The following is a 19,019-nucleotide window of genomic DNA, read 5'->3' as shown; positions in this document are numbered from 1 at the left end:
GATCCCTGCGCGCGCCCTCAACTCCCTGTTCCCGTTCCACTACAGTGCTGCGCAGTCTGCGGAGTCGCTGCGAGGCTCATGGGGAGGGAGGGACTCGTGAGCTCACCGTCCGGGGCCGTCTGGGGCCGTGCCGAGCAGCAGGACTTCCGGAGCAGAGTGCGGGGCTCTCTGCTGGGAGGGGCCATCGGGGACGCCCTCGGCGCGGGGGTCTCGGCCCTCACCCTGGAGGAGATCGGGGCGGCGCACGGCCCCGACGGCGTCACCGACTTCGTTCCCGCGTACGGCCGCAGAGGCGCCATCACCGCCGCCACGCAGCTCACGCTCTTCACCGTCGACGGACTGATCCGCGCCCAGGTCCGCAGGGACACCGGTGCCTGGCATCCGCCGACCGATGTGCACCGCGCCCATCTGCGCTGGGCCGCGACCCAGCGCGACTGGGGGCCGGACGTGCGCCGCAAGGACAACGGCTGGCTCGCCCAGGAGGAGTGGCTGTACGCCCGCCGGGACCCGGCCCGCTCCTGTCTCACCGGGTTCGGCGACGACATCATGGGCACGCTCGACAAGCCCAAGAACCCCGCCGCGCGCGACGCGGGCGCGCTGGTACGGTCCGCGCCCTTCGGGCTGCTCGTCGGCTGGGAGCCGCAGCTCGTCTGCCAGCTCGCCGTGGAGTGCGCAGCCCAGACGCACGGTCACCCGGCCGCGTATCTCTCGGCCGGTGCCTTCGCCGTGATCGTGCACGCGCTGGCGCGCGCGGAGAGTCTCGACACCGGTGTGCAGCGCGCCCTCGCCCTCCTCGCCCCGCGCCCCGGGCACCAGCCCGTCACGGAAGCCCTGCAACGGGCGCTCGGCACCGTGCGCCAGGGGATTCCGGGTCCCGGACGCGTCTCCGCGCTCGGCGAGGGAGGCGCCGCCGAGGACACGCTCGCCGTCGCCGTCTACTGCGCGCTCGTCAGCGAGGACATCCGCCACGGGCTGCGTCTGGCGGTCAACCATGACGGCCCCTCGTGCGCCACCGCCACGCTCTGCGGCTCCCTGCTCGGCGCGCTCCACGGCGAGACCGCGCTGCCGCCCGCCTGGCTCGCGGAACTGGAGGGCAGGCCCACGCTGCTGGAGATCGCCGACGACTTCGCGATGGAGATGACCCAGGGCCCCGCCCTGCACACCCCGGGCGTCACCGCCTCGGGCTGGCTGGCCCGCTACCCGCGCGGCTGAGCCCGTACGGAGCGGGCTCGGCGCGCCGACTGACGTGCGGGCGCCGGGACGCGTACGGGCGCCGGGACGCGTGGGCCGGGACGCGTGGGCCGGGACGCGTACGGCGCCCCCGACGCGTACGGCGCCCCCGACGAGCACGGGCGCCCGACGCGTACGGGCGTACAGGCCGGCACCGCACCCGTACGCCCGCACCTGCGCCCGCGCCTTGCGGGCGTACGGGCACACCGGCCCGTACGCCCGTATCCGCCAAGCCTCATCGGCCCGTTCAGCCGTCCGCGCCCTCCCGGCCCGGGAGCTTCGCGTCGGTCGGCCCCGCCTGTGCCGGCACCCGCAGCGACGCCGCCGTCAGGCCGGAACCGTCGCCGTCGCCCTCGCCGTTGATCCGAGCCAGCAGGACATCGCGCTCGTCGGTGGGCTCCGGCTTCAGGAAGCCGATCGCGATGTACAGCACGAGCGAGACCGCGAGCGGGATCGAGACCTGGTACTGGAGCGGCACTCCGCCCTCGACGTTCCAGCTGATCGGGTAGTTGACCAGCCAGAAGGCGATCAGCCCCAGCGCCCAGCTCACCAGCGCCGCCGTCGGCCCCGACCTGCGGAACGGCTTGAGCAGGCCCAGCATGAACGGGATCGCGATCGGACCCATCAGACCGGCCACCCACTTGATGACGACGGTGATGATGTCCTTGAAGGTCGGCGAGTTGACCTGGGTGGCGACCGCCATCGACAGCGCCAGGAACGAGATGGTGGAGAGCCGGGCCGCCAGCAGCCCCGCCCGCTCCGACCAGCCGCGCGCCGCCTTGGAGAGGGTGGGCGCGATGTCCCGGGTGAAGACCGCGGCGATCGCGTTGGCGTCGGAGGAGCACATCGCCATGGTGTGCGAGAAGAAGCCGACGATGACCAGGCCCAGCAGACCGTGCGGCAGGAGCTGTTCGGTCATCAGGGCGTACGAGTCGGACGCGTCCGGCTTCTGCGCCTCGACCAGCAGCGGCGCGCACCACATCGGGAAGAAGAGGACCAGCGGCCAGACGAGCCAGAGGATCGCGGAGAGGCGCGCCGAGCGGGTGGCCTCCCGGGCGGTCGCCGTCGCCATGTAGCGCTGCGCCTGGTTCCACATACCGCCGTTGTACTCGAACATCTTGATGAAGAGGAAGGCCAGCAGGAACGTCACGGTGTACGGCCCGGCCGTCGGGTCGGCATGGCCCTCGGGGAGCTTGTCCCAGACCGTCCACAGCGCGCTGAAGCCGCCCAGCTCGCCCATGACGGCGACCAGCATCGCGATCCCGGCGAAGAGCTGGATGATGAACTGGCCCAGCTCGGTGAGGGCGTCGGCCCACAGCCCGCCGACCGTGCAGTAGATACCGGTGATGACACCGGTGATGAGGATGCCCTGGTTGAGGGAGATCCCGGTGAAGACGGAGAGCAGGGTGGCGATGGCGGCCCACTTGGCGCCCACGTCCACGATCTTCAGCAGCAGCCCGGACCAGGCGAGTGCCTGCTGGGTCTTCAGGTCGTACCGGTTCTTGAGGTATTCGAGCGGGGACGCCACATGCAGCCGGGAGCGCAGCCGGTTGAGCCGGGGCGCGAAGAGCTGCGCGCCGACCCCGATCCCGATGGCGATCGGCAGCGACCAGGTCACGAACGAGGTGACACCGAAGGTGTAGGCGATGCCCGCGTATCCGGTGAACATCACCGCGCTGTAGCCGGACATGTGGTGCGAGATGCCCGACAGCCACCAGGGCATCTTGCCGCCGGCGGTGAAGAAGTCGCTGACGTTGTCCACACGCTTGTGCGACCAGAGGCCGATCGCGACCATCACACCGAAGTATGCGATGAGCACGATCCAGTCGAGGCTGTTCATGTGCCCCCTCCAGGGGTCCGCCTTGTGAACGATCGATGCTCTTCGTCAGTACGTCCGGTCAGCGGTGCCCCGTGCGGGAGCGGGGACTTCGGGGATTGAACCGCCTGGCGCGGCGGCGGGTCAAGGGTTTCTCCGGTCATAAATGTGAACTCAGATCAGAAAGCCGAACGATTTTACTTGTTCTTGACCTTCCGGGGCGTTGTCGTGATCGTGACGACGACCACACGATGAGCGAGCACTTCGTCAGGCTCCGGGCATGGCCCGGACACCCGGACATACGGAAATGACCGCACGGGATGCGGGTCCCCTGCGGTCGGGAAAGGAGTCGGGAAGGCGGCGCGCGGAGGCGGGGCGCGGGAGGTGGTGCGCGGAGGCGGCGCGCGGAGGCGCTGCGCGGGAGGCGGGGCCGTGGCGGAGGCCGGGGCCGGGCCGGGCATGGCCGAGCCCCCTCGGCCAGGACGGCGGACCGGTCGAGAGGGCTCACTCAGTGGTGCGGGTGCGGGTGCGGGTGCAGGGCGTTGAGCGACCTCAGCCGAGGTCGAAAGCGCCCTTGTTCATTTCCTGCACGAAGGCATTCCACGACGTGGGGACGAAGGAGATCGAGGGGCCCTCGGGCGCCTTCGAGTCCCGGACGGCGATGGACTGGACGATGGGTGACCTGACCTCTACGCAAGCGCCGTTTCCGCCGGAGTACGAGGACTTGGTCCACGAGTCCGTAGCGCCCTGAAGAATTGCCATGTTCGCTCCGGTTCAGCGAGTTGTGGGGAAATCACGCCAACCTCTTGCTGGCATGATCGACGCTACTCGCCTCACCCGATGGGCGGGATGGACGTTCACTCGTCCTGGTGACTTCTCCCGGCGGAGCCTTACGTACCAAGGCAGTTGAGGTGTACGGTGCTCCGCTTCGGACTGGACGGCGCTCCGCTTCGGGCCCGCCGTGCCCCGGCGGACTTCAGCGAGCGTATTCCTTGGCGATGTCCGCGATGAACTGACGGGTCTGATCCACATTCAGGGCCTGGGCGCGCAGATGCTCGTACATCACGCTGTACCGCTGCACGTCATTGGCTTTCTCCAGATAGAGATCGCTTGTCACGCCCTCGATGTAGACGACGCTGGAGTCCGAGGCGTCGGGGAATTCGAGAACCGCGTAATGCCCGCTGATCCCGGGGTGCGCGCCCATGTGGAAGGGCAGTACCTGCACGGTGACATGGGGGAGCTGCGACTGTTCGACGAGATGCTCCAACTGCTCCCGCATGAGCTGCCGGTTGCCCACGACCCGGCGCAGCGCCGCCTCGTCCACCACGGCCCAGAGCCGCAGCGGGTTCTCGGTGGAGTTGATCCGGTCCTGGCGCCTGAGCCGTACCCCCACCCGCTTCTCGACATCGGGTACCGCCGACTCCGGCAGCGCGCCGTTGATCAGAGCCTCGGCGTACGGGCGGGTCTGGAGCAGCCCCGGGACGACCTGCGGCTCGAAGACCCGCAGCGAGGCCGCGTCCGTCTCCAGTCCGATGTAGACGCTGTACGGGATGTCGCCGAAGGCGTGCCACCAGCCCTGCTGGCGGGAATCCTTGGCCATTTGCATCAGCGAGTCGACGATGCGGTGGTCCTGGACCTCGTACACCCCGCAGAGGTCGCGGACATCGCGCTGGCTGATGGAGCGGCGGCCGTTCTCCAGGCGGCTGATCTTCGACTGCGAGACCAGCAGCCGCTCCGCCACCTCCTCGGCCGTCATGCCCTTGAGCTCGCGAAGCCGGCGCAACTCCTGTCCCAATCGGCGTCGCCTGACGGTGGGGTTGACGTTGGACGCCACGGAAACTGCACCTCCGACTGCGTAGCTGTACGTATCTACTGCTCAGCAGACTGCCACCAAAGGTCCCAACTGCGCTGGGAAATGGCCACAGAGGCAAATGCGCCGTTGTGCGCCGTCAGTTGCGGCTTCCGGCCACCCGCCCGGCGACGGCCCGCCGACCGCCCGCCGGCCCGCCACCCGCCCGCCCGTCGCTTCGGCCCGCCGGAGCTGTCACAGGGCTGTCACGACGTCGCTACGGGGCCGCTACGAGTTCGCGAGGGGGGCCGGCGTGAGATGGGGGCGCGGAAGGGGCGCGGAGGCCGGGAGATGACCGCCGGGCGACCGCCAGGGGGTGTCCAGGGGCTGCCGGGGGTGTCGGGGGGTGTCAGGACGGCGCCATGGGCCGTACGGGCGCCGGGGCGGGCGACGACGGACCACGGCGGCCCGGACTTCCGGGCCGGAACGCGACGCGCGGGGCAGTCTGTGAAGTCAGACTGCCCCGCGCGTCTCTTGCGGCTCCCGAACCGGGTCTGGGGACGTCGGTGCGACGGTGTTCGGTGGTGCTTCTCCCGTAATGCCTGTGCGGTTGTCCTCGGCTGCCGTCCGCCGGTGTTCAGTGCGCCGCGACGCGGGCCATGCTCCCGCGGTGCGGCTGCATCGGCACACCCGACGGCCGCCCGCCCTGAGCGCTGGGTGGGGCGCCCTGGGCGGGGTTACGGCGCTGCTGCGCGCCCACGCCGTTCTGGACGTCCATCACGGCGTGCGCCACGAGACCGCCCATCGGGTCGTGCCTGATCAGGTCCCGGAGCCGGGAGCGCGACGAGCGCCCCTCGTTACCGGGGTAGAGGTGCTTGCCGAGTCCGACCGCGTGGGCCAGTGCGGCGAGCGCCGCGGTCCGCGGGTCCGGTGGTACGCCGGTGCGGATCGCACTGTCCAGCCGGGCCCTGATTTCCCGGCTGATCGCTGTGTCCGTCGCCTGATAGCGCGTCGTCGGCAGCACTCCGCACATCTGGCCCGCCACGGCATGAACCATGCCGCACCGCTCCAGATGCGAGAGATAGGTCTGACGCAGCCCCAGTCGGGGCCCGCCAATCCAATGGACGGCCCGAACCGGACTGCCGCGTCTGCGCAGCAGTTCCAGCGCGGAGTCCAGAGTCGGATCTCCGGTCGGCCGTGGCATCACCACGGCGATACGATCCCCGTCAGGGGCTATCCGTCCTGCCAGAGCCAGCTCCACTAGCTGTGCTCCGGCCAGGCCGAGGTCGAGCGACTGCGGCTGCGCTGTGGTACCCGTGGCCGGGTCCAGAGCGAGCAACAGAAGCTCCTCCGGAATTGTTCTGCGGCTCCTGCCCATCCATGCCTCCCCGCGTGGATGAATGACAGGGTGACCCCTCTCACATTGGTCTGTCGAGAGTGCCTGGGTGCTTTGTGCGGGAACCGTTATGTATGTCGTTCTCGTCTAGCACGGGGGCCGAGGTCCCAGAGCAGGACACTGATAGATGGTTCGGACAGTCCGGTACGTCGGATGAGACACGAAGGAGACACGGTGGCGGGCGAGTCCCCCGGCAAGTCGGAGCAGCGGAATTCCCCGGGGGAGACGGCTCCGGGCGAACGTGACCCGAGGCTCGCGGTCTTCCGAGAATCGTCGCCGGAGGCGAGGCCGTCGGCCGTCGCAACCGCAAATCGTACGGAGGATTCCGAGACCCGGGACACGCCCCCGCGGTCCTCGTCCCCCGACCGCACACTGACCCTGCCCCCCGGAGCCGCACCCCGTCCCGGCGCGTCGTCCGGGGGAACGTCCGGGGGGCCGACCGGGGGAGCTGCTTCCGAGGACGCCGGGACCACCCGGACCACCGAGGCCGCCGAGGGTGACGGCGGGGAGCGGAAGCCCGAGGACGCGCGGGACGGCAAGGCCGACGGCGGTGACAGCGCTGACGGCAAGGCCGACGGCAGCGACGGCGAGGCCCGCCGGGACGGCTCCTCGACGCCGGACAAGGCCGCGAGCGCCGCCGAGGGAGTGCGTACCGCCACCGGTGGCGCTTCGGCCAAGGGTTCCGATGACGCGGGCGCCCGCGCCCGAGCCGCCGCCACGGCTGTCGCTCCGTCACAAAGGGGCGAGGACAGGCGCGGTGACTCCCCGTCGGCCGACAAGGACAAGGACGCCGACAAGAACGCTGACAAGGACCCCGGCAAGGACAAGGTCGAGCGCAGGAGCGAGGGCGCGTTCACGCGGCCCCGCCCGGCCTGGGCCAAGGGCGACGGCGGGGACGGGCAGGACAGCGGGGACGGGCAGGACGACCGGGACGGGGACGGGAAGGACGAAGAGCCCGTCGACCATCCGACCGCCGTCTTCAGGGCGCTCCCCCGGGAGCGGGTCGACCAGCCCACCACCTCGCTCAAGCTGCCCCGTGAGTCGAAGACCGGGCCGTCGGCCAAGCCCGCGGCCGGACCGACCGCAGAGTCGTCCGCAGAGCCCCCCGCAGAGTCGTCCGCCAAGACGAGTGCCAGGGCCACGGCCGGACCGACCGCCACTCCGTCCGCCCAGCCCTCCGCCCAACCGTCCGCCCGGCCGTCCGGTGACCCCTCCCGTGACCCTTCCGGTGAGCAGGCCAGTACGTTCGTGCCGCTGCGCAGGAGCGACGTACCGTCGGCTCCCGTCGAGGCCGAGCGGACCCGGCAGCAGCCCATGCCGCCGCTGCCGCCGCTCGATCTGCTCGCCGAGCTGACGAACACCCCGCCGCCGCCCGAGACCCCCGTCCGTACGGCCGTGCGGCGGGTCAAGATCTGGACGCCGCTCGTCCTGCTCCTCCTGGTCGTCTTCGCGGTCGTACAGGCCCTGCGGCCCCTGCCCGCGCCCCGGCTGACGCTCTCCGGCGACCCCACGTACACCTTCGACGGCGGCAAGCTCGATCTGCCGTGGCCCGACGAGGGCCAGGGCGGCGTCGAGGTCGAGGGCGTCGGGACCGTCGGTATGTACGGCGAGCAGAAGCCCGCGCCGATCGCCAGCGTCGCCAAGACCATGACCGCCTATGTGATCCTCAAGGACCACCCGATGACCGGCGACGAGGTGGGCCCGAAGATCACGGTCGACAAGCAGGCGGGCGAGGAGTCCAACCGCCCCGACGAGTCGACCGCGCCGATAGAGGAAGGCGAGCAGTTCACCCAGAAGCAGATGCTCCAGCTTCTGATGATCCCGTCGGGCAACAACGCGGCGCGGCTGCTCGCCCGCTGGGACGCCACGTCCGAGGAGGCCTTCGTCGAGAAGATGAACGCCGCCGCCAAGGACCTCGGCATGACCAGCACCACGTACACGGACCCGAGCGGTCTGGAGGCCTCCACCGTCTCCACCGCCGCCGACCAGCTCAAGCTGGGCAAGGCGGTCATGCGCAACGACGTCTTCCGCGAGATCGTGAACACGCCCCAGATAAAGATCCCGGGCGTCGAGCCGATGATCTACAACAACAACCGGATCCTGCTGGAGCCCGGGGTGAGCGGGATCAAGACCGGTTCCTCGACCCCGGCCGGCGGCAATCTGCTCTGGACCGCGGACACCATCATCGACGGTGAGAGCCGGCGGATCGTCGGTACGGTCATGGGTGCCCAGAAGGGTGCCACGCTGGACGACAAGCTCCAGCTCGCGATCACCAACAGCCTTGAGGTGATCAAGGCGGCCCAGGAGGGTGTCACCTCCGCGGCCGTCGTCAAGAAGGGCGAGGTCGTCGGATACGTCGACGACGGGCTCGGCGGCCGTACCCCGGTCGTCGCGACGAAGGACCTGAAGGCGGTCGGCTGGGCAGGTCTTGAGGTGAGGCTCGACCTGGGAGTCGGCGCCGGCCGGCAGGTTCCGCACTCGGCCGAGGCCGGCACGGTGGTCGGCGAGCTGACCATCGGCTCGGGCACCGGCAAGGTCTCCACCCCGGTCGCGCTCCAGAAGGACCTGGCCGAGCCCGGCTTCGGCGCGAAGCTGACCCGCGTCGGCTGACCCGCGGCTCGACCCGTACCACCCGAGGAGGGTGTCCGCACCGGCGCGAGGTGTTCCTTACAGCGCCGGTGGGGGCACCCTCCTCCGCCGTCGGCACGTGCTAGCGTCCCGAAACGGACATCTGGCCGAACAGCCGGGGAACACGGCCGGGCAACCGTGACACGCGGGGACGGCGTCCTGGCGTAGGCGGGACGAACACACGCGCGCCGTGCACGCGGAACATGCCGGTGGGCGGGGGCCGGGGCGGCGTCGGGGCGGCGCACCGGGCGGGGCAGACGGACGGACGGCGGGACGGAAAGACGTGGAGAGCCGCAGTGACGACCACTGAGCCGACGCGCGCCGACGGCGACACCACCCCTGGCGAGCCCTCCGGGGCCCCGGCCCCGGGAGAGAAACGGCCGCGAATAGGGCCGCCCTCGCCCGAGCACGACACGGAGCCCCGCGAGCACGACACGGAGCCCCGCGAGTCCGGGCCGGAACCGCGCGACTCCGGGCCGGGGCTCGGTGAGCACAGGTCCCGCGACTCCGGCCCGGCGCCCCGCGGCTCCGGGCCGGAACCGGCGCCAGGGCCCGGCCCGGGGCCGGGAGAGCCTCCGCCGGCGTCTCCTCCCGGGCGGCTCGGGCGGGCCGGGCGGCCCAGTACTGGTCCGCGCGCATGGGTGGAGCGTCACCCGGTCCTCTGCACCACCCTGGTCGCCGCGGCGCTCCACGTGCTGTGGTTCTTCTTCTTCGCGAACAGCGGCGGCGACATCGCCGCCCAGGACGCCTGGGCCGAGTTCGTCGGCCGCTACCCCGACTCCGCGTACAACCTCGCCTGGTACGGCGGGATGCACCCCGTCTCGTACAGCGTCGTCTCGCCGTATCTGATGTCCGTCCTCGGCGTCCGTACGACGATGATGGTCGCCGGGACCGTGTCCGGCGCGCTGACCGCGCTGATCCTGGTCCGTGTCCGTGCCGTGCGCAATCCGGTGGCGTGTTCGGTCGCCGCGATCTTCGCGTTCCTCTGCAACGCCCTGTCGGGGCGGGTGACCTTCGGCCTCGGTGTGATGTTCGCGCTCGGCGCGGTCGCCGCGGTGTTCTGCTGGCCGCACCGCTGGCGTACGAAACGCTGGGCCAAGGCGGTCGCCGCGGCCCCGCTCGCCGGACTCGCGACGGCGGCCAGCCCGGTCGCCGGACTCTTCCTCGGCGTCGTCGCGGCGGCGCTCTTCCTCAACAAGCGGCGCCCCGGCGCGTACGCGCTCGGCCTCGCGCCCGCCGCCGTCGTGGCGCTCTCCGCGTGGCTCTTCCCGTTCTCCGGGACACAGCCGATGTCCGTGGGGACGGCGTCGCTGCCCTTCCTGTTCGCGGTGTTCGTGTTCGTGCTCGTGCCCAGGGACTGGCGTACGGTCCGGGCCGCCGCGGCCGTCTACGGCGCCGGGGTCCTGCTCACCTATGTGATCGACTCGCAGATCGGGTCGAACGTCTCCCGGCTCGCCATGATCATCGGCGGTGTGGTGCTGCTCGCGGCCGTCCCGTACACCGCGCCCCGGGGCCGGCGCAGATACGCCCTGCTGGTCGCGTTCGTCGGACTGAACGTCTGGATCGGCTTCAAGGGCGTGGACGACATGGTGCGTACGGCGCCGACGGCGTCCTGGGCGCGTGAGCTGGCGCCGCTGGTGTACCAGTTGCAGCAGGTGGGGGCGGAGAAGGGCCGGGTCGAGGTGGTCCCGGCCAGAAGCCACCGCGAGGCCTCGGCGCTCTCGCCGTACGTCAATCTCGCCCGGGGCTGGAACCGGCAGGCGGACATGGAGCGCAATCCGCTCTTCTACGACGACACCCTGACCGCCGACAGCTACCGGGGCTGGCTGGACCGGTGGGCCGTGCACTACGTCGTGCTCCCCAAGGGCAGGCCGGACTCGGGCGCGGCCCTGGAGGCGGAACTCGTACAGCGGGGCCAGCCCTATCTGGAGCACGTCTGGGGCGACGCGAACTGGCAGCTCTTCGCCGTCAAGGACCCGAAGCCGCTGGCCGACCCGCCGGCGACGGTGGACCGCGCGGGCGCGGGCGAGCTGACCATCCATGTGAAGTCGGCGGGCCGGGTGCTGATCCGGATCCCGTACTCGCCGTGGCTCGGGCTGGTGGACGAGGAGGGCAAGAGCGTCGTACCCCCGCAGGAGACGGAGGCGTCCAAGACGGACGAGGACGGCCCGAAGGTCTTCACCAACCCGAACGGCTGTCTGATGAAGGCGGAGGAGACGGTGGAGGGCGACGAATGGACCGAACTCCTGGCCCCCCGCCCGGGGGTCTACCGCCTGGCGGCGCCGTACCAGCTCCCACGGGGGACGGCGTGCCCGGAGGAACTCCGCTGACCGGTTGCGGGGGCCGGCCGGGTACGCGGGCTGCTGCCGCCCGTACGCGGGCCGGTGCGCCCTGACCTTGGGTCAAGGTCAACGAATCGCCGGCTTCCGCTGCCGGGGCTCCCCGCGATCCCCCATAGTGAGGCGGCATGAGGTGCGAACGGTGCGGGAGTGGCCGGGGAAGCCCGAGCGGCCGGGGAAACCGGGGGAGCCGGGGAGGCTGGGGGAGCCGGGAAGGTCCGGGAGGCCAGGGAGGCCCGTTGCCGGGCATGGGCTGTCCTGTGTGCGGTGCCACCACCCGTACCGCCGCCGGTGCCACCACCCGTATCGGTATCCGCCCGGGGACCGGTATCCATGCCCGTACGGGCGGAAGGGCGTCGCCCACGGCGTTCTCGGGGATCCCGGGGCCTTCGGCCGAGGTCTCGCACCCGCGAAGGCGCGTACGCGTGCTGGCCACGACAGCGGTGCTCGCCCTCGCGTGTGTGGGAGCCACGGTCGCCGCGGTGGCCGGATCCGGTGGCGGGAACGGTGGGAACGGCGTGAACGACGTCGAGGAGACCGGGATCGTCGCCGTGCCGACCGGGTTCGGACCACCGCAACTGCCGGGACTGGCCGGGACCGAGACCGATGACGGGGCCGGGGCCGATTCCGGGACCGAGACCGGGGCCGAATCCGAGGCCGGGGGCGACATGCCCTCTCCGGACGACGGGGTGACCTCCATGGCCACCGGGTCCGGTCCGGACGCCGGCTACACGGCCTGGGCGGGGCCGGGCTGCGCGAGCGGCGAGTACCGCGAGCACGGCCGCTTCGAGAACGGTGACGCCGCCTGGTACACCGTCACCTCCGGCGGCCACCGGGGCGACACCTGCGACGGCAGGTTCTCCGCCGTACCGATGTCGGGCAGCCCCGACCAGGACCGCGGTTCGACCGCGGTCTGGTCCTGGAAGCTGGGCAAGGGGTACGCGAAGTGCGCCCTCGCCGTCTACGTACCGGACAGCGGCCGGGACCGCGACACCGCGGGCCACCCCACCGTCTACCGCGTTCTGACCGACCCCTCGGACGTCACGTCCGCGTACGCGGCCTTCGGCGTACGCCAGACCGCGCACCGCGGCGGTCTGGTGAGCGTGGGCAGCTACCGGGTCGAGGGCGAGTCGTTCTCGGTACAACTCCTCGACCGGGGACGCGACTGGGGAAGCCCGGACCGCTACGGCGCCCACCACGCGGCGGCCCAGATGAAGGTCGACTGCGCCTGACGCGGCCGCTCCCCGCCCCCCGGCCTGCCAGGAGCTTCCGGCCCCCCAAGCCTGCCACCGCCTTCCGGCCTCCCCGCCTGCCCGCTTGGCACCGGCCCCGGCGTCAGTCGCGCGCGGCCCTGCGGCAGGCGTCGGCGGCGGTCTTCGGTGTGACACCCGCGCTTTTGAGCTGGCCGGCGCACTCCTTGAGGGCCCGCGCGCCACCTTCGGTTCCCGACTCGCAGCCCGCCTCGACCAGGCCGCTGCCCGGGGCCTCCTTCTCGGTGTCCTGGGCGTTCGGCGAGACGGCGGTCACGCACTCGTCGAAGGTCGCGGCAGCGACGGCGGTGGGAGCGGCGGTGGTGGCAGCGACGGCGGTGGGAGCGACGGTGAGAGCACCGCCGAGGGCGAGCACACCGCCGACGGCGAGGGTGAGGGGGAGGCCGCCGGCGGTGGCGGCGAGGCGAGGGGCGATACCCATGGGATCACGGTTCCTTGTGCGAGAGCGAGGACACCCGGAGCCGCCGCCGAACGACGGCCGGGGTGTGTGGTGCGAGGTGTACGGGGCCGTCGCGGACCGGACGAGGAACATCCGGGACCCGCGGGACCCACGCCGAGGGCGTCGGGCCGAGTGCGCCGGGGAGCGGACACCCGTCCCCGACAGCCCTCAGGCCCAGGGATCTACCGGCTCCCGCGCGGCCGGCCGGGCATTGTCACCCGCCCGGTGGCGCGCCGTCACAGCGCCGACGCCGCGCGGGGCGTCCCGTCCACCGACAGAGCGGCTGTCTACGGGCACTTGACGGGATTCCGCCGCCGACCCGGGTCCCGCCGCGGGAGCGCGCCGGGACCCGGCGCTCAGCTTCGCCGAATTGGTCGGCCGGGGCGGGTGAGGGGCTGCGGATCGGTCTGTGGAGTTGGTTTGTCACCGGCCAGGTCGCACTGCCCTGGACGACCGCCGTACGGCAGGACCCGTAGGCGGAGACCGATCATCGAGGTCGCTGGGATCGCTGGGATCGCTGAGTCACTGGGGTCGTTGGGATCGTTGTGGTCGCTGGAAGGGACGTGGATGGCGTGTTGCCGACATGCGCCACCGAGTCACCGGCCGACCGCGGAATCGCGGATCGCGGAATCGCGGATGCGGATCGCGGAATCGTGAAATCGCGGAGTCAGCGACCGAGGGCCTTGGCGAGCTGGCCCTTGTTCATCGACGAACGGCCTTCGACACCCCGCTTCCTCGCCTCGGCGTACAACTGGTCCTTCGTCGGCCCCTGCGCACCGCTGGGGGACCGCTGCCCACCACGCTGCGAAGCGGACTTCGGGTCGCGGAGGGAGGCGCTGCTCGCCGTCTTCGCCTCCCCGGAGCGCGCCCGCTCCTTGTTCACCGTGCGCGACGCGATCTCCTTCGCCCGGCCCGTGGGCGTTCCCCGCTTCTCCGCGCCCTCCTTGATGTGCTCGTACTGACGGTCCCGCTTGGGACTCGAACCTCGCGGCATGGCACCTCTCCTTGAACCAGGCTCCGCCCCTCATGGGCCGAGCGCGCTCGGCATCGGCGCGTACCCGCTGAACCACGGTCCTCACATCGGACCGCCGCGACACGCCCGCCGTTCCCACTGCACGCCCCGAAGCGTCCCGGCGCGACACGGAATGAGCCGTACGGGGGACGGGGGCAGGGACACCGCGCGGGCACCTCCGCCGCCTCTGCGGCCTCTGTCCCGACCTCAGTTGGGCGTGGTGGGCGGCAGTGTGCTGCCGTTGACCCACTCCGTGACCTCGTGGGAGTGGGGGTGCGCCGGGATCGGGGAGGTGTGGAGACGCAGCCGGGAGGGGGTGCGTTCGATGACCATGAGGGCGGCGTCGTCCGCGAGGTGCTTACCGGTGTGGCTGAGCAGATCCTCGTGGACACGGCGCAGCAGGGCTTCGGGGCTGGACTTGGGGAAGGAGGCGACACGTTCGGCGAGCGGATAGAAGACCCCTTCCGGAGAGCGGGCTTCGATGACGCCGTCGGTGTAGAGCAGGAGGGTGTCGTTGCTCTCGAAGGTGAACGAGTCGGTGCCGTAGACCGTTTCGTACGGTTCGCACACGCCCAGCGGCGGTGCCGGTGAGTGCGAGTGCAGGACCTGGACATGGTGTCCGTGCAGCAGCAGTGGTGGAGGATGGCCGCAGTTGACCATCTCGGCGCGTGAGGCATGGTCGGGGAGGTCGAGCGTGAGGACGGTGATGAAGTGCTCGCCGTGATCGTGCTCGGTGTCCGCGACCTCGTCCATGCTCCGGCTGACGCTCTCTTCGAGCGCCGTCACCAGCTCGGGCAGTGTGTCGCAGCGGTGGGCGCCCTCACGGAAGGCGCCCAGCACGAGGGACGCCTCCCCGATGGCGGCCAGCCCCTTGCCCCGTACATCCCCGATGACCACGCGACTGCCAGCGCGGGCGCTACGGGCGATCCCGAACAGATCGCCCCCGATCCGGGCCTCGTGCTCGGCGGACAGATACAGCCAGGCCACCCGCAACGGCCCGACCCGCCGGGGCGGCGGACGCAGCAGCACCCGCTGTGCGGTCTCGGCCACCGACCGCACCCGGCTCAGCTCCCGGCCACGCTGCTCCCGTATCAGGCAGATCAACGTCACCATGGTGGAGAGTACGGTCAGCGAAATGATCTGCGCGATGTGATTGGTGCTGGTCAGGCCGCCGTGAAGCGTGGCGATCAACACCTCGGCCGACACCGCCAGAGCTCCGATCAGTGAGGTGAGCCGCGGCCCGGCGAAGGACACGGCGAGGGCGGGCGCGACGACCAGCAGCGCGCCCAGATGAACATCCACCGGCATATGTACGTCCACCGCGGTGATCACGACGATCAAGGCGATCGGAACAGTCACCAGACCGCGCCCCATCGGATGCTCCAGCAGCCGATCCGCGCGAAATCCGCGAACATTCATTTGCCGGTTTTGCCCGATTGGCAGCGACCTATGCTCCTATGTGGTTATATTGCCAACTTATGACTCGCGCCTGGCCGGCCGGGGTTATTCCCGGACGCCTGCCTGCTCCACCGCCCTGTGGCGCAGGGCGAGTGCGGCGGGGACGACGGACGAGACCACCGCGAGGACCGCGCAAGCGGCCACGACGGTGCCGAGAGCTGTCCAGGGGATCTTGACGGAGGTCCACACCGACAGGACGCCCAGGGCGCTCCACATGCCCATCAGATTGAGCCCGGCGACCAGCAGGCCCAGCACTCCTCCCACCGCCACCACCATCAGCGCCTCGGCACCGACCAAACGCAGCACCTGCCCCTTGGTGGCCCCTGCCAGGCGAAGTACGGCCAGGTCGCGTACCCGGTCGGAGGTTGCCATGACCATGGTGTTGGCCAGGGAGATGCCGGTGTAGAGGAGGGCGATGCCGAGGACCAGGAGGAAACCGAGCCGGGTCGTCCGGTTGGTCTCGGGGTAACTGGCCCGCACCCACTGGTCCTTGGTGTGAACGTGCCCGCCGGAGGCGCGTACCGCCTCGCGCAGACCGTCGGCCATGTCGGTGATGGCGCCTGCGCGGGTCTCGTCGGCTCCGTCCGCCAGGCTGATGTCGACGCGGTCGACGGTGGCGCCGGACGCGTTGCGCGGGGTGATGTAGACGCCGTTGCCGCCGGTGCCGGTGGTCATCACCGCGGCGATCCGCAGCGACTTCTTCGTACCGTCGCCGAGCCACACGTCCACGAGTTCCCCCACAGAGTGCTTTTCCCACTCCTCGTTGACGATGATCGAGCCGTCGTCGAGGTCGCTCACCCTTCCGGCCGTGAGCGGCAGCCGGGTGGTGGCGGCGAGCGGTCCGGGGTGGGCGGCCCGAGCCTCGGACTTGATGAGCGCCGTGCCGTCCTCCAGGACGTAGACGGCGGTGGACGACGAAACGGACACGCCGGCGCCGGGCACGTCGCTTCCGGATACCTCGGCGCCGGGCACGTCGCGTATCTTCCGCAGCGTCGCCGCGTCGAAGCCCGCGCCGTCCGCCGGGGTGACCACGAAGTCGGCGGCCGTCCGCTCGCGCGCCTCGGTGGCCTTCGCCTCGTTCAGGGTGGCGGTCGCGCCCAGGAGCGAGCCCGCCAGCGCGACCGTGACGAGGACAGGTGCCGCGACGGCGGCGGTGCGCCGGACACCGGCGGCGGCGTTCTCCCGGACCAGCATGCCGCCGGCGCCGGGCAGCCGGGCGGGCAGCCAGGCGAGCAGCCGGGTCAGCGGACGTACCAGGGCCGGTGCGAGCAGGGCGACCGCGGTGATCAGCAGCATCGGCCGGCTCACATAGGTCTTGCGGTGCAACAGCTCGCCCGGGGCGGTGACCAGCGCCAGGCCGAGCGTCACGGCGGCGGTCAGCAGCAGGGCGAGGCCACACAGCCGGCGGCCCCGCGTCAGCGCCCGGGTGTCCGCGGCGGCCTCGCGCAGTGCCTCGGCGGGTCCGGTCCGGCCGGCCCGCCAGGACGCGGCGACCACCCCGCAGAGCGCGACGAGCAGCCCCGTCCAGAAGGCCAGGTGGTACGGCCAGATGTCGTCGCCGATGGTGAACCAGCCGGGCGCGAGGCCTTCGTCGACCGCCCACGCGGCGGGCACCGACGCCCCGTACGCGCCGAGCGCGCAGCCGGTCGCCGAGGCGAGTACGCCGACCACGAGGGCCTCGGCGACGACCATGCGGCGGATCTGCCCCGCGGTCGCCCCGGCGGTGCGCAGCAGCCCGAACTCCCGGCGCCGCTGGGCGACCGCGAACGCGAAGGTGGACGCCACCACGAACACCGACACGAATCCGGTGACCCCGGCGGCCGTGCCGAACATGGCGTTCATCGCGGTGAGGGCCTCACTGTCCCGGTCGGGATCGGCGTCGGCGAACCTGCGCGCGTCGCCGGTGAGGACCCGTACGCCGACGCTGCCCCGTACCGCCTCGCGCACGGCCGCGGGGTCGGCGTCCACGACGAGCTGGGTGCTGCGCGGTGACAGTTCGGCGGCGCGCCGGTCGGTGTAGAAGACGGCGTTCTCGAAGCCGGTCCCGGTGACGGTTCCGGTGATGGCTCCGAGGACGGTCCCGACGACCCGTACGGTGCCGCGGTCGGTCCGCACCCGGGTGCCCGGGGCGGCCCAGTCACCGCTGACGACGACTTCGTCGGCCGCGCGGGGCGCACGTCCGGCGTCGATGCGGTACGGGGCGAACGCGGCGGTGGACCAGGGATGCCCCACCAGGCCGCCGGGCGCGCTCCCGACCTGCGCGGTGGCCGACCTGCCCCGGGCCTGCTCGGCGGTTGACCCGGCTCGGGCCTGTACGTCGGCTGGTCCGTACCGGACCTGTACGTCGGCTGGTCCGCCTCGGGCCTGCGCGGTGGTCGACCCGTTCCGGGCCTGTACGTCGGCTGGTCCGCCCCGGATCCGTACGGCGAAGGACCGGTCCTCGACGACGGTGCCGAGTCTCCTCAGCCTCGCGACGACCTCGTCGGGCACGGCACGAGGGTGGGCGAGCCTCTGGACCCGGTCGCCGGCCGAGGTGGGCACGCGCAGGGTGTCCGCGCCCTTGACCACGACGGGCGCGGCGGCGAACCGCTCGGGCGCGCGTTCGGGCGCGTCCAGTGAGGACGCGAGGGCCAAACCCATGACGGCGATCAGCGCCACGCCCAGGGAGAGGGCGACGAAGCTGCCGGCGAACGTGACCCAGCGGGCGCGAAGGGTACGCAGGGCGGTGCTCAGCACGGTACGGCCTCCAGCTTGGTCATGCGCGCCGCGATGTCCTCGGCGGAGGCCGCGATCAGCTCGCCGTTGACCCGCCCGTCGACGAGGAAGACCACGCGATCGGCGTACGAGGCGGCCACCGGGTCGTGCGTGACCATGACGACCGTCTGACCCCCGTGGTCGACCATGCCGCGCAGCAGCGTGAGCACCTCGCGGCCGGTCCGCGAGTCGAGGGCTCCGGTCGGCTCGTCGGCGAACAGGACCTCGGGACGGGTGATCAGCGCGCGGGCCAGCGCGACCCGCTGCTGCTGGCCACCGGAGAGCTCCGACGGGCGGTGCCGCGCCCGCTCACCCAGTCCGACCTGGCGCAGCACCTCATGGACCCGGGCCTTCGAGGGGCGGCGGCCGGCGAGCCGCAGAGGCAGCGCCGCGTTCTGTTCGGCGGTCAGCGAGGGCAGCAGGTTGAACGCCTGGAAGACGAAGCCGACGCGCTCGCGGCGCAGCAGGGTCAGCTTGGTCTCGCTCAGCTTCGTCAGTTCGGTCCCGCCCATGGCGACCGAGCCCGACGTGGGCCGGTCCAGCCCGGCGGCGCACTGGAGGAGCGTCGACTTGCCGGAGCCGGAAGGGCCCATGACGGCGGTGAACGTTCCTCCCGGGAAGGAGAGCGAGATCTGGTCGAGGGCGGTCACGGACCCACCGCCCGATCCGAACCGCCTTGTGACGGAGCGCAATTGGATGCCGTCGTTACTCGCAGGACTCACCCGGCTCACCCAGCCCACACGACTTACCCGGCTCACCCAGCCCAGACGACTTACCCAGCTCACTCAGCGCACACGGCTCACATGTCCCCATTGCTCATCCCCACTGTCCTTACTATCCCTAATGTCCAATGTCCCTACGCCAACGGCGCCCCGGGCCGGCTCCTC

The 19,019-nt window shown here is 71.6% G+C and carries 13 protein-coding genes; 4 read left to right on the top strand and 9 right to left on the bottom strand.

The features are described from left to right. Positions 1-96 precede the first annotated feature (96 nt). Positions 97-1,212 carry an ADP-ribosylglycohydrolase family protein gene (locus ACWGDX_RS30775; protein WP_453630849.1) on the top strand — a complete coding sequence of 372 codons (1,116 nt, stop codon included), beginning with the start codon at positions 97-99 and terminating at the stop codon, positions 1,210-1,212. Positions 1,213-1,477: 265 nt separating this feature from the next. On the opposite strand, the gene ACWGDX_RS30770 is transcribed toward ACWGDX_RS30775, so the two are convergent. The 4 genes from ACWGDX_RS30770 to ACWGDX_RS30755 form a co-directional block, all read right to left on the bottom strand. Further along, on the bottom strand, positions 1,478-3,070 hold the full coding sequence (locus ACWGDX_RS30770) for a sodium:solute symporter family protein (protein WP_453630847.1): 1,593 nt from the start codon (positions 3,068-3,070) through the stop codon (positions 1,478-1,480). 528 nt (positions 3,071-3,598) lie between these two features. Then, on the bottom strand, positions 3,599-3,808 hold the full coding sequence (locus ACWGDX_RS30765) for a DUF397 domain-containing protein (protein ID WP_453630845.1): 210 nt from the start codon (positions 3,806-3,808) through the stop codon (positions 3,599-3,601). A gap of 214 nt (positions 3,809-4,022) precedes the next feature. Continuing rightward, on the bottom strand, positions 4,023-4,880 hold the full coding sequence (locus ACWGDX_RS30760; protein WP_453630843.1) for a helix-turn-helix domain-containing protein: 858 nt from the start codon (positions 4,878-4,880) through the stop codon (positions 4,023-4,025). A 592-nt stretch (positions 4,881-5,472) separates the two neighbouring features. Next, entirely contained in the window at positions 5,473-6,213 is a 741-nt protein-coding gene (locus ACWGDX_RS30755) for a GOLPH3/VPS74 family protein (protein ID WP_363079537.1), read from the bottom strand. A gap of 171 nt (positions 6,214-6,384) precedes the next feature. Here ACWGDX_RS30755 and ACWGDX_RS30750 point away from each other — a divergent pair, with 171 nt between their 5' ends. From ACWGDX_RS30750 to ACWGDX_RS30740, 3 genes are all read left to right on the top strand, one after another. Next, positions 6,385-8,841, top strand: a complete 2,457-nt coding sequence (locus ACWGDX_RS30750) for a D-alanyl-D-alanine carboxypeptidase (protein WP_453630841.1) — start codon at positions 6,385-6,387, stop codon at positions 8,839-8,841. A 314-nt stretch (positions 8,842-9,155) separates the two neighbouring features. Next, positions 9,156-11,189, top strand: a complete 2,034-nt coding sequence (locus ACWGDX_RS30745) for an MFS transporter (protein WP_453630839.1) — start codon at positions 9,156-9,158, stop codon at positions 11,187-11,189. A gap of 257 nt (positions 11,190-11,446) precedes the next feature. After that, entirely contained in the window at positions 11,447-12,430 is a 984-nt protein-coding gene (locus tag ACWGDX_RS30740) for an adhesin (RefSeq protein WP_453630838.1), read from the top strand. Between the two features lie 103 nt (positions 12,431-12,533). Here ACWGDX_RS30740 and ACWGDX_RS30735 read toward each other — a convergent pair whose 3' ends face one another. The 5 genes from ACWGDX_RS30735 to ACWGDX_RS30715 form a co-directional block, all read right to left on the bottom strand. Beyond that, on the bottom strand, positions 12,534-12,890 hold the full coding sequence (locus ACWGDX_RS30735) for a hypothetical protein (RefSeq protein ID WP_453630836.1): 357 nt from the start codon (positions 12,888-12,890) through the stop codon (positions 12,534-12,536). Positions 12,891-13,575: 685 nt separating this feature from the next. Further along, positions 13,576-13,902 carry a plasmid stabilization protein gene (locus tag ACWGDX_RS30730; protein WP_453630834.1) on the bottom strand — a complete coding sequence of 109 codons (327 nt, stop codon included), beginning with the start codon at positions 13,900-13,902 and terminating at the stop codon, positions 13,576-13,578. Positions 13,903-14,127: 225 nt separating this feature from the next. Continuing rightward, a complete protein-coding gene (locus ACWGDX_RS30725; protein WP_453630832.1) occupies positions 14,128-15,279 on the bottom strand; it encodes a PP2C family protein-serine/threonine phosphatase in 1,152 nt (383 codons plus the stop codon). Positions 15,280-15,423: 144 nt separating this feature from the next. Continuing rightward, positions 15,424-18,114 (bottom strand): FtsX-like permease family protein, encoded by a 2,691-nt coding sequence (locus tag ACWGDX_RS30720; protein WP_453630830.1) that lies wholly within the window; start codon positions 18,112-18,114, stop codon positions 15,424-15,426. Beyond that, positions 18,108-18,854, bottom strand: coding sequence for an ABC transporter ATP-binding protein (locus ACWGDX_RS30715; protein WP_453630828.1), 747 nt, complete (start codon positions 18,852-18,854; stop codon positions 18,108-18,110). Before ACWGDX_RS30715 ends, ACWGDX_RS30720 begins: the two co-directional genes overlap by 7 nt. Positions 18,855-19,019 lie beyond the last annotated feature (165 nt).

The sequence above is a fragment of the Streptomyces sp. NPDC055025 genome, assembly GCF_053608565.1.
This window is presented reverse-complemented; position numbering and strand designations above follow the sequence as displayed.

Coding starts and splice junctions, on each gene's coding strand:
- ACWGDX_RS30770 (WP_453630847.1), bottom strand. CDS start 3,070: ATGAACAGCCTCGACTGGATCGTGCTCATCGCATACTTCGGTGTGATG.
- ACWGDX_RS30765 (WP_453630845.1), bottom strand. CDS start 3,808: ATGGCAATTCTTCAGGGCGCTACGGACTCGTGGACCAAGTCCTCGTAC.
- ACWGDX_RS30755 (WP_363079537.1), bottom strand. CDS start 6,213: ATGGGCAGGAGCCGCAGAACAATTCCGGAGGAGCTTCTGTTGCTCGCT.
- ACWGDX_RS30750 (WP_453630841.1), top strand. CDS start 6,385: ATGAGACACGAAGGAGACACGGTGGCGGGCGAGTCCCCCGGCAAGTCG.
- ACWGDX_RS30740 (WP_453630838.1), top strand. CDS start 11,447: ATGGGCTGTCCTGTGTGCGGTGCCACCACCCGTACCGCCGCCGGTGCC.
- ACWGDX_RS30735 (WP_453630836.1), bottom strand. CDS start 12,890: ATGGGTATCGCCCCTCGCCTCGCCGCCACCGCCGGCGGCCTCCCCCTC.
- ACWGDX_RS30730 (WP_453630834.1), bottom strand. CDS start 13,902: ATGCCGCGAGGTTCGAGTCCCAAGCGGGACCGTCAGTACGAGCACATC.